We start from the raw sequence: 15,962 nt of genomic DNA on the forward strand, positions 1-15,962 counted from the left end.
CGCCCCCTTCCCCGTTACTCCGCTGAATGTGGTTCCTGGTCAACCTCCTGGCCGCGCACCGGCCCCCGCCCCCGCCGGACATGCCGGGGCTGCCCGAGACGGCCGACGACGGCGCGGCGCTTTCGATGCGCGCCGCGATGGAGCAGCACCGGGCGAACCCGGCGTGCGCAAGCTGTCACGCGCAGATGGACCCGCTCGGCTTTGCCCTCGAGAATTTCGACGCCATTGGCCGCTGGCGTGACCGGGGCGAGTCGAACGAACCTATCGACGCGTCCGGCATCCTGCCGGATGGCAGCGCGTTCGAGGGCCCCACCGGCATGCGGGAGGCGCTGTTGCGCGACGAGCGGCGATTCGTCACCACCATCGCCGAAAAGCTGCTCACCTATGCGCTCGGTCGCAACGTCGAGTCGTTCGACATGCCGGCCGTGCGGGCCATAGTCCGCGACGCCGAGGCGAACGATTACAGTTTCGAGTCGATAGTTGTCGGGATTGCCGAGAGCATTCCGTTCCAGATGAGGCTGGCACCATCATGATCATCACCCAGAAAGCGCTTCCCCGTCGGACGTTCCTGCGCGGCGTTGGCGCGACCCTCGCGCTGCCGTTCCTCGATGCGATGACACCGGCCGCCTCCGCCCTCGCGCGGCAGGTGACGGCGCCCGTCCGCCGGCTCGGGTTCATCTACGTCCCGAACGGCGTGATTCAGGAGCAGTGGGTGCCGGAGCAGGTCGGACGGGGTTTCGAGTTCTCGCCGATCCTGAGCCCGCTCGAGCCGTTCCGCGATCAGTTGCTGGTTCTGAGCGGCCTCGCGCACCGGCAGGCCGACTCGTTCGGCGACGGCAACGGCGACCATCCGCGCGCCACTGCCGTCTGGCTGAGCGGTGTCCATGCCTGGGAGCGCCGCGGGCGGCAAGGGCCCACCGAGATCAAGCTGGGAGTGACGGCGGATCAGATCGCGGCGCGCGAGTTCGGCAAGGAAACGCCGCTCCCGTCGCTGGAGCTGGCCCTGGAGCAGCCGTCCGCGATCGCCTGCGACACCGGTGACTGCTTCTATTCCAACACCATCACCTGGCGCAACGAGACGACTCCGCTCGACATGGAGGCGCATCCGCGCGTCGTCTTCGAGCGGTTGTTCGGGGAGGGCGGAAGCGCTGCCGACCGGTTGGCGGTGATGCGCCAGACGGGCAGCATCCTCGATTCGGTCACCGCCGAGGTGGCGCGGCTGGAGCGGACGCTCGGCCCGTCCGACCGGAACAAGCTCGATGAGTATCTGGATGCGGTTCGCGATGTCGAGCAGCGGATTCAGCGCTCCGAGGCGCGCGGTCCCGACGCGTTCGTCGAGCTGCCGGAGCGCCCGGTGGACATCCCGGAGCAGTTCGAGGATCACGCGAAGCTGATGTTCGATCTGCAGGTGCTGGCGTTTCAGGCGGACGTCACGCGGGTCTTCACGCTGATGATGGCGCGCGAGGCGAGCCCGCGGCCGTACCCGCAGATTGGCGTTCCGGATCAGCACCACACCGTGTCACACCACCGGAACGACCCGGAGTACATCGCCAAGAAGGCGAAGATCGACACGTACCACATCACGCTGCTGGCCGACCTCCTCGGCAAGCTGCGCGAGACGCCGGACGGCGACGGCACCCTGCTCGATCAGTCGATGATCGTCTACGGTGGCGGCATCGGGAACGGCAACCTGCACGAGCACACCAACCTGCCGTGCCTCGTGGCGGGCGGTGGGGGCGGACGCCTCAACGGCGGGCGTCACCGCGCCTACGCGGCCGATACGCCGATGTCGAACCTGCTGCTGACGGTGCTCGACAAGGCGGGAGTGCCGGCGGACAAGCTGGGCGACAGCACGGGCCTGCTGAACACGGCGCCGCTCAGTCTCTAATCGTCAGTTGGCGCCGAGCCGGCGGAGCAGGTCCGCGATCTCCGGACGGCTGGCGCGGAGACCGTTCGATCCGGGAATGGGAAGTTGGCTTTCCGCCAGCGCGAGCGCCGTCTCACCCCGTTCGTTCGTCGCGTCGAGGCGGGCGCCGTTCGACGCGAGCAGGTCCACTACCGACGCGAAGCCGATCCGAACCGCGTGATGCAGGGCAGTATCTCCACGCTCGTCCGACAGATTCACGTCCACGCCCATCTCGAGGACTCTCCTGACGATGTCGAGGGTGAGCTGCTCCAGCTGGTCCGGGTCGATTTCCGGCGCGTCGACCTGGTTGCGGCGGTTCTCGGCGGCGTTCCGCGTGATGCCCATCGCGGCCTGTAGCGCGGACATCCGGTTGGCCGGCATGACGTGCGGGTCGGCGCCATGCTCCGCGAGAATGTGCAGGATCTCGGGCTCGCCATAGCGTGCCGCGAGCCAGAACGCGTTCGCGCCGATCCACTGGTGGCGGATGCTGAAATCTGCGCTGAAACGCCGGCCCGGCGTCCCATGCTCGACCAGCGCGTCCACTTCGGCGCCGTGGTCCAGGAGCGCCTCGGCCAACGCCGCCTGGCTGCGGAGAACTGCCGCGTGGAGCGCCGTATAGCCCGCCGCGGCCGCGTTCGGGTCTGCGCCCTCCTCCAGCAGGAAGATGCCGAGGGGACCGTGGCCGCTGTGCGCCGCGATCACGAGCGCGCTGGTGCCGGCCGCGGCGGTCTCATTAGGGTCCGCTCCCGCCTCGATGAGGACGCGCGCGGTTTCGACATCTCCGCCGCGCGCCGCGAACAGCAGCGGCGTCGAACCACCGTGGGACATCCGGAAATTGCCGCTGGTGTTGGTATTCCCCGCCGTGTTCTCCAACTGATCCCAGACACGGCTCCGGGCGGTCAGGTCGGCGCCCGCGTCGAGCAGCAGTTGCGCTACGTCGGCGTGCCCCTGCGCGGCGGCCCACATAAGCGCCGTCTGCTCGCGTTCGCGCTCGGCGGTGTTCGGGCTGGCCCCCGCGTCGAGCAGCAGGGCGACGGTCTCCGCCGCGCCCGAGCGGGCGGCAATCATCAGCGGCGTCTCACCCATCGCCAGCGTCAGGTCGGGATTCGCGCCGGCGTCGAGGAGCAGTTCGGTGATGGGGGCGCTACCGTTCTCGGCGGCCAGCCAGAGCGGCGTCGCGTCCAGGTCATTGGCGGCGTTGGGGTCGGCGCCCGCGTCAATGAGCAAACGCGCAATGGCGAGATTGTCGCGATGCGTCGCCCAGTGCAACGCACCGGCCCCGTCGCCCTGGCGGGCGTTGACGTCGGCGCCGGCGTCGATGAGGGCCTTCACGCCCTGCGCGTCGTCCGCACGCGCCGCCTCTACGAGCGCCGGGGCGCCGGGCGTCGGCGCCCCCGACTGCGCCGCCGCGGCGAGTGGCAGCGCGAGGGGCACGGCGAGCGCCAACATGTAAACAGTCAAGCTGCCGGCTTGTCGCATCTGTTCCTCACAGGGCTTCCCGCCCAGCGGTCCTTCCCGCCCGGCGGCGAGAGCCCAATCGTACCGCAGGACGCCATCCGAATCTACCCGCCTTATGCGGCGGGTGGAGCAGCCGCGCTGGCTGCAGTTGCTGCAAGAGCAATTCCGCTTGCAGATTCTCAGACAAATACTATGATGTATTTGTAATGGTAGATGTCCCGAGGCCGCTGAGAGAGCTCTATCCCCACCTGCGGTTCTGCCGGCATTGGGAGATCGGTCCGGACGTCCATTATCAACTCGGCCAGTGCAACACCATCATCCGTGCGATCCAGGAAACTCCGCTCAGCCCGGATCGCTACCGTGAACTCAAGCAGGTGGCCCTGATCAAGGGTGCGCAGGCGACTACCGCGATCGAGGGCAACACGCTGACCGACCTCGAGGTGCAGCAGGTGGCAGCGGGTAAATCGTTGCCGCCCAGCAAGGAATACCAGGAAAGGGAGGTTCGCAACGTCCTCGACGCCATGAACAAGATCGTGCAGGACATTGCTGGCCGGCGGGAGATCCCACGGGTCTCTCCGGCGCTCCTCCGGAACTTCCACCGCCAGATCGGAACCGAGTTGGGCGAGCACTTCGACGCGGTGCCCGGACAATTCCGAACGGACGAACGGGTTGTCGGTCCGTACCGGTGCCCCCGTGCGGCCGACGTTCCGCAGCTTGTCAACCTACTGTGTCGATGGCTAAGCGAGGACTTCCCCGCGAACGGGAATGCGCCAGCTTTCTCGGATGCGGTGATTCAGGCGGTCGTAACTCACGTCTACATCGAGTGGATCCATCCCTTCGGAGACGGAAACGGCCGGACCGGCCGGATGCTGGAGTTCTACCTGCTCCTGCGGGCCGGCAATCCAGACATCGCGTCGCACATCTTGTCCAACTTCTACAACCTGACGCGGCCCGAGTACTACCGGCAGATCCACCAGGCATGCATTAGCCGAGACCTCGGGGCGTTCATCGCCTACGCGGTAGAGGGCTATCGCGACGGTCTGTTGGAGAGGCTGCACACTATTCAGCAGCATCAGTTCGAGATCGCCTGGCGGACACTCATCCATGATCGCTTCGCCGGGCAGAGTTACCGCAAGAAGCCCGTGTTCAGACGTCGGCGGGAGCTGATGCTGAACTTTCCGCTGAACAAGACAGTCACGCTCGACGGGCTGCCGATGCTGACTCTCGGCTTGGCGCGGGAATACGCCAGGCTGACGGAAACTACTCTGCTCCGGGATCTGAGAGTGTTGATCGACATGGATCTGGTCGTCCGGGACGAACCCGGCGGCGGCTATCGGGCCAACATGGAGTTGTTGCGCCGCCACCTGCCCGCGCGACGGGGGTGAAGCCGCCGAACGAGCACGAACGTGGTATAAGGTGGGGTTGACCCGCAATCCGGCATCCGAGGAGGCCGACGGACCATGTTTCACGGCGTTCGTGTCCGGTTGATGCCATGCGGCGTGTTGGCGCTTGCCCTCGCCGCGGGGCCGTTCCTCGCCTCGCCGCCCGCCGCGCTTGCCCAGGAGGCGCCGCCCGAGGCGCAGCTGTTGCAGCAGACGGTCGGACGCTACTGCGTCACGTGCCACAACGACCGGCTTCGGACGGCGGAGCTTTCGCTGGACGGTGTTGATCTCGCCCAGGTAGGCGCCCACGCGGAGACCTGGGAGAAGGTCATCTCGAAGCTTCGGACCCGGACGATGCCGCCGGTCGGCCGGCCGCGCCCCGACATCGAGACATACGACACCCTGGCGGCCTGGCTCGAGTCGGAGGTGGACGCGTACGCCGCGTCCCGCCCCAGCCCGGGACGGACAGAGGCGTTCCACCGGTTGAACCGGGCCGAGTATGCCAACGCCATCCGCGACCTGCTCGCACTCGACGTGGACGTCGCCGCGCTCCTTCCCGCCGACAACATCGATCAGTACGGCTTCGACAACATGGCGGATGTGCTGACCGTATCGCCCGCGCTGATGGAACGCTACCTGTCGGCCGCCCGGAAGATCGGAAGAACCGCCGTCGGCGAAGTGCCGCTCGGGCCGGCCGTCGAGACCTACAAGGTGCCCATCCTCCTGACCCAGGACGACCGGATGGGAGACGACCTGCCGTTCGGATCGCGCGGCGGAATCGGCGTTCGGCACCACTTCCCGGCCGATGGCGAGTACGACCTGGAGATTGTCCTGCACCGGAACTATGTCAACTACGTCCGCGGCATGGGATCACGTCATCAGCTACAGGTGCGCCTGGACGGTGAACTGGTTCGCACCTTCACGTTCGGGGGCGAGGAACCGGACGTCACGCAGGCGCCCGCCAGCTACGCCGGCAACCAGTTCGGCGACCCGGAGTGGGAAGAGTACATGCTCTACGCCGACGCCAACATGCGGGTGCGGTTCGAGGCGACGGCGGGTCCACACGTGGTGAGCGTCTCGTTCGTCCGGCGGTTCACGGAGCCGGAAGGGGTGCTGCAGCCGCGCCAGAGCATATTCGCGGTCGCGGTGAACGAGATGCGCGACGGCGACGCCGCGGTGGAGTACATGGCGGTCGGCGGGCCGTACGTCAGCACGGGTCCGGGCGATACGCCCAGCCGGCGCGCAATCTTCATCTGCCGGCCGGACGAGGAGGCGGCGGTGGACGAGGAGGACGCGTGCGCGGAGGAGATCCTCGCGTCCCTGGCGCGGCGCGCGTACCGCCGGCCGATTGACACGGCCGACCTGTCCACGCTGATGGACTTCTACCGCTCCGGGCGCGACGACGGCAGCTTCGACGCCGGCATTCAGCTTGCCCTCGAGCGGCTGCTCATTTCTCCCGACTTCCTCTTCCGCGTCGAGCGCGATCCGGTGGACGCCGAGCCCGGGACGGTTTACGCGCTGAACGATCTGGAGATTGCTTCGCGCCTGTCGTACTTCCTCTGGTCGAGCGGCCCGGACGATGTCCTGCTCGACCTGGCCGCGCAGGGTGGACTGAACGATCCGGAGGTGTTGGCCGACCAGGCTCGCCGCATGCTGGCCGACCCGAAGGCGGCGGCCTTCGTGCGCAACTTCGCCGGGCAGTGGCTCTATCTCCGCAACCTGCGGGGCGTCGTACCGGACGCGAAGATATTCCCGGAGTTCGACGAGAACCTGCGCGACGCATTCCTTCAGGAGACCGAGCTGTTCGTCGAGAGCCTGGTGCGCGAGGACACCAGCGTGCTCGATCTACTCGGCGCCGACTACACCTTTGTCAACGAGCGGCTTGCTCGGCACTACGGCATACCGGGGATCTACGGCAGCCACTTCCGGCGGGTCGCGCTCGCCCCGGAGGTGGCCGAGCTGCGTGGCGGTATCTTCGGTCACGGCAGCCTGCTGACCGTGACCTCGTATCCGAACCGCACCTCGCCAGTGCTGCGCGGCAAATGGGTGCTCACCAACATTCTCGGAACGCCGCCGCCGCCACCACCCGCCGATGTGCCGGACCTTCCGGACCGGGGCGAGGACGGCCGCGCCGCGACCGTGCGGGATCGGCTGGCCGTCCACCGTGAGAGCCCCGCCTGCTCGGTCTGCCACGCGCCGATGGATCCACTCGGGCTGGCGCTGGAGAACTACGACGCGGTCGGCACGTGGCGGACGACTGGAGAGGCGGAACTACCGATAGATGCATCGGGCCAGCTGCCGGACGGTACCGCCTTCGACGGGCCGATCGGGCTGCGGTCGCTGCTGCTGGAGCGGAGGGAGCAGTTCGTCGGGACGCTGACGGAGAAGTTGCTGGCGTATGCGCTGGGGCGGGCCCCGGAGTACTACGACCGGCCGACGATTCGGGCGATCGGCCGGGCGGCGGCTTCCAGTGGCTACCGGTGGTCGGATATCATTGTCGGCATCGTACAGAGCACGCCGTTCCGGATGCGGAGGGCAGAGTCATGATGATCACCAGGAAGGCGATTCCACGCCGCACCGTCCTGCGCGGCCTTGGCGCGTCGGTCGCGTTGCCGTTGCTCGACGGCATGGTTCCCGCATTTGCGGCGATCCGCCGAACCGCGGCGGCGCCGGTCAAGCGCTACGGCGTCGTCTACGTTCCGAACGGCATGATGATGCCCCACTGGACGCCCAAGACCGAGGGAGCCGGGTTCGAGTTCCCGACCATCATGCAGCCGCTTGAGCCGTTCCGCCGGTACGTGCAGGTGCTTTCCGGCATGCATGGTGTCGAGAGCGAAGGGCCGCACGCCCGCTCGTCGACGCGCTTCCTGACCGGGGTGCCGTCCAAGCAGGACGATGGGTCGAACCTGTTGGCGGCGGTTTCCGCCGATCAGCTCGCGGGCCGCGTGCTCGGGCAGGAAACGCAGCTCGCCACGCTGGAGCTGGCGATCGACGGCCGCGACTTCGCCGGTTCGTGCGACGACGGCTTTTCGTGCGCCTACACCAATACCGTCGCCTGGGCGAACGAGACGACACCGCTCCCGATGGAGAACAACCCGCGGGTCGTCTTCGAGCGTCTCTTCGGCGACACCGGCACCACCAACCCGGAGATCCGCAGGGCCCGGCTGAAGAAGGACGCCAGCCTGCTTGATTCAGTCACCGAGCGGGCCGCCGATCTGTCGCGCGAACTCGGAGCTGGCGACCGGGCGAAGCTGGGGCAGTACCTCGATGCGGTCCGCGATATCGAGCGCCGGATCCAGATGGCCGAGGCACAGAGCGATCGCGAGCTTCCCGTGGTCGATCAGCCGTCGGGAATTCCGTCGACGTTCGGCGAGCACGTGGAGCTGATGTTCGACCTGCAGGCGCTCGCGTGGGAAACCGACCTGACGCGCGTGACCACCTTCATGCTGGGCCGCGAGATCACCGGCCGCACCTACGCCGAGATTGGCGTGCCGGATGCACACCATCCGATCTCGCACCATCAGAAGGACCCGGCGAAGTTGGCGAAGCTGACGAAGATCAACCAGTACCACGTGCAGCTCTTCGCGCACTTCCTGGAGCGGTTGGCGGCAACGCCGGATGGCGACGGGACGCTGCTGGACAACTCGATGATCGTCTACGGCGCCGGGATGGCCGACAGCAACGCTCACGCTTCCCAGAACCTGCCGATCCTGCTGGCGGGCGGCGGTGCGGGGACGGGCGGTCACCACATCCGCTATCCGGAGGACACGCCGCTGGCGAACCTGCACGTCAGTCTGCTGGACAAACTGGGCGTGCCGGTTGATTCGCTCGGCCACGCCACCGGCAAGCTGCCGCTGGATCCGCTGCTGGCGTAAGTGGCGCGCCGGCGTCCACGCCGGCAGGATTCGCGAGCCCGCCCCGCGGGCGGCAGGCCGTCGTTCTGCTACCGCAGGGTCGCCAGTTCGCTTGCGCTGACCGGCTCCGCCGGCCCGTGGAAGATCGCGTTGAATAGCAGCTTGAACGTCCCGCGCGTCTGCGTGCGGAACGCGATCTGGCTTCCCATCGTCACCGCGGCGCCCCGCCCGACCCGGAACGCGACGACGTTCGCCTGGTTGCGGAGGAACTCGTCGCCGAGCAGCCAACCGCTCGCCACCATGTCATCGTCGTCCGGATAGCGCGAGATCACTTCGGCGTCGACATCGAAGCTGGGCAGCAGGCGATACGCCTGATCGAAACGGAAGAAGACCGGCCAGTCGTCCGGCATCCCGTAGCCGACCGGATGCCGCGGATTGTGCTCCTGCTTGAGCAGCGTGCCGGGCGAATAGAAGAGTGAGGTCGGATCGACGATCCGGTCGCGCAGCGCGGTGGCGAGCGACGCGGGGCTGCGGAAGACGTCGCGCAATCGTTCGTCCGCTTCTTGCGCCGTGACCCGCGGCGGGCGCCGAACGTTCGAACGGATCGGGGCGCGGCGCGTGCTCCCCATCGGCAGCACCGGCTCGATCGGCAGGTCGAGCAATTCACGCGCCGTCTCTACGGACGACCCCAGCGCGACGAGTGTGCCGCCGTCCTCGACCCACTGCCGGAGCCGGCGCCAGCCGTCGCGCCCGATGCCGTACGCCCAGCGCCATCTCTCATCGTGACGCCGCGGATTGAGGCCGTTCACGATCCGGGCGCGGCTCGTGCCGGCCGGGAGAACGATGACGTCGTACTTCTCCTCGAGGTCGCCGTCGAAGTCGACCGACGAAACGACCGCATGGTCGAGTTCGTACTTCTCGAAGAGCCACATCATCCAACCGCCCGGCATGTTGTTCGCGGCGCGCCAGAGGCCGACGCGGGTGGGCTCGCGCAGCCGGTGGCCGTCGACCGGCGGCGCCACGTCGAGTCCTGCCACCACGAGGCCCGTCTCCTCCGCCGTCCGTTCCAGTACCGATGCCGCTTCCCGCGTAGGCGGCACCAGCCACGTGCCGGGAGGATGATCGCGACCGGCCACCTCGAACCATTCGGCGGCGCGGTAGATGGGAACCCCTGCCGCCTGCAGCCGCGCCGCCGCCAGGAACCCGGCGTTCGAACCGGGCGGCATCGCGTAGCCCCACGCCGGCGTCGGAGGCATCGGCATCCGGCGCGGCTCGATGGTCTCCAGACGTTCAAGGTCGGCCCGGACCGGCTCGTCGATCCGGTCGACATCGACACCCATCAACAGGCCGAGCGTGTGCGCCGTGACATCGTACGGCGGGATCGGCGGACCGCCGTCGTAATAACGCAGATCGGGGTAGACCTGCCGCTCCAACATGGTCTTCGCGAACGCCCCGTACGGCTGCGCCAGGTCGATCACCCAGGAGCCGGCCGGGTAGCGCTCGCCGCCGGCGCTGAACGGCGCCCGCGCGCGATCGATCTCGACTTCGCCAAAGTGCAGGATCTCGAGCAGCTCGTAGGCCGCGAACGGGTCGCGCTGATCGGCCGGGACGACGAAGGCGTACGGCGCTTCGTCGCGGTTCACCCAGTCGACATGGACGCGGTGGAAGTTCTCCATCCAGCGCGTGCGGTACTTCGCCATGTGTTCCAGCGCGGCGTAGACAACGATCTCGCTGTACTCGACGATGTCACCCAGGCGCCACACCGCCGAGTCGTACGGCGTGGGGAAATTGGTCCTGACCTGCTGTGGTCCGAGCGGCCGGTTCGGGCCCGCCGGGTTGACGTAGGGATCGGCCAGGTTGGCGCTCGCGATCTCGGTCAGGATGCGCGGCTGCCCGTGGTACACCATGTACTGTCGCGCTGGCGTCCAGAGGTCGTACTGGTCGCTGTTGATGACCCCTTTCTTGCCGGCCGCGGTGAGCGCCGCGGTCATCGCGCGGCCGATCTGCGCCTGCCCCTCCAGGAGGAGCGGGTGGATGTTCGGATCGTGCGGGTCGCGGAACGGCGGAACGAAGATCCTCGCGCCGCGGCTGCTCATCTGGTGCATGTCGTGCGTGATCTGCGGCTTGAAGTCGCGGTGAATGTCGATGGCGAGCCGCGTTTCCTTCTGCGTGAACATGAACCAGTCACGGTTGTCGTCATGACCCGTGTAGCGGTGATACAGGTCCGGATAGACCCGGTTGTAGCCAGTGCCCTTGGTGTCGTACCAGTGGTCGATCACCAGCAACTGGCCGTCCGGGTTCTGCGACGGCACCAGCAGCACCACGGCGTTGTCGAGAATCTCCCGTATTTCCGGTGATTCCTCGGTAGCCAGACGGTGCGCAATGTTGATAATCACCTGCCCGGTCCCCACCTCGGTGGAGTGAATCGTGGCGAAGAGGAAATAGAAGGGAACTCCCTCGCGGGTTAGGGCGCGGGCCTCCTCCTCCGTCAGACCGCGCGGGTCGGCGAGCTGGTGGTTGATCGCGATGAGCCGGTCGAGCCGGTCCAGATTCTCTCTGGCGCTGATGGTGACGAGGACGTACGGGTTGCCGTTGGTTGTCGTGCCGCGCGGTGTGTAGGTGACGCGGTCGGAGCGACCGGCCAGGTGTTGCAGGTACTCGAGAACCCGCGGATACCGCGCCAGCTCACCGTCCGTCCCAATCTCGAAGCCGAAGAACTCCGCCGGCGGCGTGATGCCGTAGCCGGACGCCGGCGCCTGCGCAGACGCCAGCCCCGTGGCGGCAACGAGCAGCCATGTGGCGGCGGCGAGCGTGACGCTGGCCCGGAAGTTGCGCGTGTGGTGCACGAACGGCCTCCCGTGGTTTCGGAGCCTCGACACAGGCCTAAAAGGCGCAGAATATCACGCGCCACGCCCTCCTATATGCTTGAGGCGGAGACGCCATGACGAGACGCCCCATGTTCACCTCATTGTGCCTCGCGGCAGTATTCCACTTGCTCGCCCCGGCCGCGGAAGCGCAGGACGCGTCCGACGTGCGGCACCGGGTCCCTGCCGAGTTCATGAGCTACCTCGGCGCCGACTGGCTGGAACGGGCCGAGCGCGTTGACGAGGAACAGCCTGAACGCGTGCTCGACGCCATGGAGCTCCGCGCGGGCGACGTGGTGGCGGACGTCGGTTGCGGCTCCGGCTACTACGCTCGCCGGATTGCACGGCGCGTACAGCCGGGGGGCAGGGTCTACTGCGAGGACATTCAACCGGAGATGCTCGAGATAATGCGCGAGCGGGCGGCCGACGAGGGCGTTACCGGCATTGAGCCGGTGCTCGGTACGCCCACCGATCCGCGGCTGCCGGCCGGTGCGATCGACTGGGCGGTTATCGCCGACGTCTACCATGAGATGTCCGAGCCGGAGCCGATGCTCGCCGGCATCCGCGATGCGCTTGCCCCCGGCGGACGCGTGGCCCTGCTGGAGTACCGCGTCGAGGACGGCAGCGGCGACAATATAAAGGCCGACCACACGATGTCGGTTCGACAGGTTCTCGCCGAATGGCAGGCGGCGGGCTTCGAGCTGGTGGAGCTGCACGACTTCCTGCCGAGCCAGCATCTCTTCTTCTTCCGGGCGGCGGCGGGCGCGGCCGGGAGTTGCGCCGGCGTCTCCGCCAGCGACGTGACGGCGGCGGCAGGGTCCGCTGTCGTCGACTGCGACCTGTTCGACGCGATCGACGCCGGGCTGGTCGAGGTGGATCCGCGAGGCGCAGGCCGCGAGGCGGTCAACCTGCGCATCCGCCGGACGGGCGGCGGGCGACTCGTCGTCACGTCGCCCGTGGCCACGTTGCTGGAGGCGGACGGAGCCCGCGACATGATCACCCGCCGTGACGGCTGGATCGTCCTGCGCGACGACGGCTGGCACGACTGGACATTGCGCGCCGTCGGCCGACAGCGCGACCGCGAGCCGCCCGGCCCGGACGAGCCCCTTCGCCTCCAACCGCCGTCGGCGATTCCCCGCCTCGCCTCGGTACTCGGCGAGGTGCAGGTCGGCACGTACACGGTCGCCAATTCGCCGACGCTCTATCCGCCCCGGACCCACGTCGTGGAACAGGCGGCGGTCTGGATCGCGGACGGCGACGCCGACTACGGCTCGATGGAAGAGGCTATTGCCGGCCCGCGCATTCCGCCGCAGTACGCAGCGGCGTTCGCGCTTGTCTTTCTGGACCGGGCCGGGATCGACGTCACGCGACGGCGGGTCTGGTCCGACCGGGCGCGGATCTTCGACCGGTTGCGCGATCAGGGCCTGAACGTCTGGTACCAGTTGAAAACGCGATGAGCACGAGGGCGCTGGCGGCGTGGCTGACGGCGGGGTGCCTCACGGTCGTACCGGCGGTCGCGCAGCAGGGAGCCGAAGACGGCGAGTGGCGTTCGTACGCCGCCGATGCCTGGGGAACCAAGTACGCGCCCGTCGATCAGGTCACGGCGGAGAACTTCGACGACCTGCAGCTCGCCTGGCGGTGGCGAAGTGCCGACACGCACCTGCCGCACGAAGACGAACACGGCATCTCGCTGGTTCCCGCGGCGACGCTGTTCGATCGACTGGAGGCCGCCAATCCCGATCTGTGGCAGACGCGCCCCACGATCTCGCGCCTTTCCGCTACGCCCCTGATGGTGTATGGTGTCCTCTATCTCGCCACGCCGCTGTATCAGGCCGCTGCGATAGACGCGCGGACCGGCGAAACGCTCTGGATCCACAATCCGCGGGTCTACGAAGCGGGCAGCCCGCCGCTGCCGATGCCTTGGAATCACCGGGGCGTCGCGTACTGGACGGATCCGGCGACCGGCGCGGCGCGGATCATCTGGGGGACAGGCGACGGCTATCTGACGGCCGTGGATGCCCGGACCGGCATTCTGGCGTCCGATTTCGGTGACGGCGGCCGAGTCAGCCTCGAGGCGGGGATTCCGCGGGCGCGCGAGAACCCGAGCCGTCTGCCGCCGCCATCGCGGTCGCCGCCGCTGGTGGTGGGCGACACCATCATCGTCGGATCGTCCGTCCACGACTACCTGACGATGAAGGAGAACGCGCCCGGCTTCGCGCGCGCCTACGACGCGCGGACGGGCCGGCATCTCTGGGACTTCCACACCGTCCCGCAGAGCACGGACGAGTACGGCGCGGACACCTGGGCCGACGAGGCGTGGCGCTACTCGGGCAACACGAACATCTGGGGAAACATCACCGCGGACCCGGAGTTGGGATATGTCTACCTCGCGAGCAGCACGCCCACATCCGACTATTACGGTGGCCACCGCGTCGGCGACAACCTGTTCGCCGAGAGCATCATCTGCGTCGACATCGCGACCGGACAGCGCATCTGGCACTACCAGCTCGTGCATCACGGGGTCTGGGACTACGACAATCCGACCGGGCCGAACCTGATTGACGTGACGGTGGATGGCCGCGCGATAAGGGGAGTGGCGCAGGTGACGAAGCAAGGCTTCGTCTACGCCTTCGACCGCGTGACGGGCGAGCCGATCTGGCCGATCGAGGAACGTCCGGTGGCTACCGATACCGATCTGGATGGTGAAGTGCTGGCGCCGACCCAGCCGTTTCCGTCGAAGCCGCCGCCCTTCGAGTACCAGGGGGTTGCGATTGACGACCTGATCGACTTCACGCCGGAAGTGCGAGAGATGGCGGTGGAGGCGGTGGCGGGGTTCCGGCTCGGACCGCTCTACACGCCCCTTTCGCTCCGCGGGACGATCTTCCGGCCCCCCGCCGGGGGCGGCGCGAGCTGGTCGGGCGCGGCAGTCGATCCGGAGACCGGCGTCCTGTACGTCCCGTCGACCAACGGCCACTCGGTAATGCGCTTCCGCGAGCCGGCCCCTGGCGAGAACTCGACGCTCCGGTACATCCTGAGCCGCGGCGATGCGCCTTTTCTGGACGGCGGTAATCCGCAGCGAACGCCGCGGATGCCGCAAGGCCTGCCGCTCTGGAAGCCGCCGTATTCCCGCATGACGGCAGTCGACATGAACGCGGGCGAGCATCTGTGGATGGCCCCGCTGGGAGATGGCGACCGCTACCGAAACCATCCACTGCTGCGCCACCTTGATCTTCCGCCGCTCGGCGGAGACCACAGCCGAAGCGGGCCGTTGCTGACCCGGACGCTATTGGTGCACGCGCTGACGGCCGGTGGCACCCGCGACGGCCCGCGCCTCGTGGCCTATGACAAGGCGACTGGGGCGGCGCTCGCCTGGGTGGATCTGCCGGGCGGCGCCATCGGAACACCGATGACCTACCTGCTCGACGGGCGGCAGTATATTGCACTCACCGTGGGTGGCGAGTCGCCCTCGCTAGTCGCCTATCGCCTTCCCTGAGTCAGGGCCGCCGTGTCGCATGTAGACTGGGCAGGCACACCGTCGCCGAGGGAAGTCATCATGACGCTACAGAGGCCACGCCTGTTGATGCCGTTCGCGATTGTCGCCGTTGCCCTGATGGCGGGGAGCTTCTCCGCGTGCGCCGCCGGGACCGAGTCGGCGGGAGCGGCGCAGGAAGGCGACGTCGTTCCGGCGCAGCCCGTCGACCGGCTCGCCGCCTCGCCCTATATGCGCACGCTGGCGGACTCGCCGATCTACGACGAGATCTGGGAGCGTCCGCAACTCTCGAAGCGCGACCGGAGCATGATTACGATCGCCGTGTTGCAGGCGCTGGGCCGTGACACGGCGCTCCGGATCCACCTCGGGCGCGGCCTCGACCATGGCCTGACGCCGGAGGAACTCTCCGAGATCATCCTGCACGTCAGCTTCTACACGGGCTGGCCGTCCGGCGTGGACGCGTCGCTTGCGGCCATCGATGTGTTCGCGGAGAGGGGCATCACCCTGGGCGAGCTAACCGGTGCGCCGCCGATGCCGGAGGTCGAAACCCCGGCCGGGCTGAGCGACGCTTACGCCGCGGTGCCTCGCCTGGGCGCTCTCCGAAACAGCCTCCTCTACGGCGACGTCTGGGAGCGGCCGTTGCTTTCGAAGCGCGACCGGAGCCTGATCACAGTAGCCGTCAATCAGTCGCGGTACTTCACGAACGAACTCCGCCTGCACATCGACCGTGCGCTGGATCAGAACGGCGTTACGCCGCAGGAGCTCTCGGAGGTTGTCCTCCACATCACGTTCTACGCCGGTTGGCCTCCCGCCGTGAACGCGGGGCGCCTGCTGACCGAAGCGCTCAGGAGCCGTGGAATCGACCTCGCCGAGCTGGAATAGGCCACCGCGTCGACGCGCAGGCCGTGCCGCAACTATCGTGCCGCGCGTGTATGCTTCGCGCGACACCCGGGTGAGCTTCGAGGAGGACGAGAAGTGAGACGTCATTGGCAGACACCCCGCTCCGGC

The 15,962-nt window shown here is 67.9% G+C and carries 10 protein-coding genes and 1 pseudogene (1 of these 11 only partly in view); 9 read left to right on the forward strand and 2 right to left on the reverse strand.

Features of this window, described 5'->3' with window-relative positions:
* The 3 genes and pseudogenes from F4Y45_11625 to F4Y45_11635 all read left to right on the forward strand — a co-directional run.
* Positions 1 to 241: pseudogene (locus F4Y45_11625) on the forward strand (DUF1592 domain-containing protein); it begins 2,054 nt to the left of the window's first position.
* Positions 27 to 533, forward strand: a complete 507-nt coding sequence (locus F4Y45_11630; GenBank protein MXY25156.1) for a DUF1585 domain-containing protein — start codon at positions 27 to 29, stop codon at positions 531 to 533. The pseudogene F4Y45_11625 and the gene F4Y45_11630 overlap by 215 nt, the downstream one beginning before the upstream one ends.
* The gene (locus F4Y45_11635; protein MXY25157.1) at positions 530 to 1,888 is read left to right on the forward strand and encodes a DUF1552 domain-containing protein; all 1,359 of its coding nucleotides are present in this window, start codon (positions 530 to 532) and stop codon (positions 1,886 to 1,888) included. Before F4Y45_11630 ends, F4Y45_11635 begins: the two co-directional genes overlap by 4 nt.
* 3 nt (positions 1,889 to 1,891) lie before the next feature.
* Here the strand turns inward: F4Y45_11635 and F4Y45_11640 are convergent, their stop codons facing one another.
* Complete coding sequence (locus tag F4Y45_11640) at positions 1,892 to 3,385, reverse strand: hypothetical protein (GenBank protein MXY25158.1); 1,494 nt, start codon at positions 3,383 to 3,385, stop codon at positions 1,892 to 1,894.
* Positions 3,386 to 3,570: 185 nt separating this feature from the next.
* Between F4Y45_11640 and F4Y45_11645 the strand changes: the two genes are divergently transcribed.
* The 3 genes from F4Y45_11645 (at position 3,571) to F4Y45_11655 (ending at position 8,621) form a co-directional block, all read left to right on the forward strand.
* Complete coding sequence (locus tag F4Y45_11645; GenBank protein MXY25159.1) at positions 3,571 to 4,749, forward strand: Fic family protein; 1,179 nt, start codon at positions 3,571 to 3,573, stop codon at positions 4,747 to 4,749.
* A gap of 75 nt (positions 4,750 to 4,824) precedes the next feature.
* The gene (locus F4Y45_11650) at positions 4,825 to 7,293 is read left to right on the forward strand and encodes a DUF1592 domain-containing protein (GenBank protein ID MXY25160.1); all 2,469 of its coding nucleotides are present in this window, start codon (positions 4,825 to 4,827) and stop codon (positions 7,291 to 7,293) included.
* On the forward strand, positions 7,290 to 8,621 hold the full coding sequence (locus F4Y45_11655; GenBank protein ID MXY25161.1) for a DUF1552 domain-containing protein: 1,332 nt from the start codon (positions 7,290 to 7,292) through the stop codon (positions 8,619 to 8,621). Before F4Y45_11650 ends, F4Y45_11655 begins: the two co-directional genes overlap by 4 nt.
* Positions 8,622 to 8,689: 68 nt before the next feature.
* On the opposite strand, the gene F4Y45_11660 is transcribed toward F4Y45_11655, so the two are convergent.
* Complete coding sequence (locus tag F4Y45_11660) at positions 8,690 to 11,479, reverse strand: hypothetical protein (protein MXY25162.1); 2,790 nt, start codon at positions 11,477 to 11,479, stop codon at positions 8,690 to 8,692.
* Positions 11,480 to 11,541: 62 nt separating this feature from the next.
* Here F4Y45_11660 and F4Y45_11665 point away from each other — a divergent pair, with 62 nt between their 5' ends.
* Genes F4Y45_11665 through F4Y45_11675 form a run of 3 tightly spaced genes read left to right on the forward strand, consistent with a single transcriptional unit; the run spans position 11,542 to position 15,836 of the window.
* Complete coding sequence (locus F4Y45_11665) at positions 11,542 to 12,921, forward strand: methyltransferase domain-containing protein (GenBank protein MXY25163.1); 1,380 nt, start codon at positions 11,542 to 11,544, stop codon at positions 12,919 to 12,921.
* Entirely contained in the window at positions 12,918 to 14,957 is a 2,040-nt protein-coding gene (locus tag F4Y45_11670; protein MXY25164.1) for a PQQ-binding-like beta-propeller repeat protein, read from the forward strand. Before F4Y45_11665 ends, F4Y45_11670 begins: the two co-directional genes overlap by 4 nt.
* A gap of 60 nt (positions 14,958 to 15,017) precedes the next feature.
* Entirely contained in the window at positions 15,018 to 15,836 is an 819-nt protein-coding gene (locus F4Y45_11675; GenBank protein ID MXY25165.1) for a carboxymuconolactone decarboxylase family protein, read from the forward strand.
* Positions 15,837 to 15,962 lie beyond the last annotated feature (126 nt).

Source organism: Acidobacteriota bacterium, from assembly GCA_009838525.1.
Lineage (GTDB): Bacteria > Acidobacteriota > Vicinamibacteria > Vicinamibacterales > UBA8438 > VXRJ01.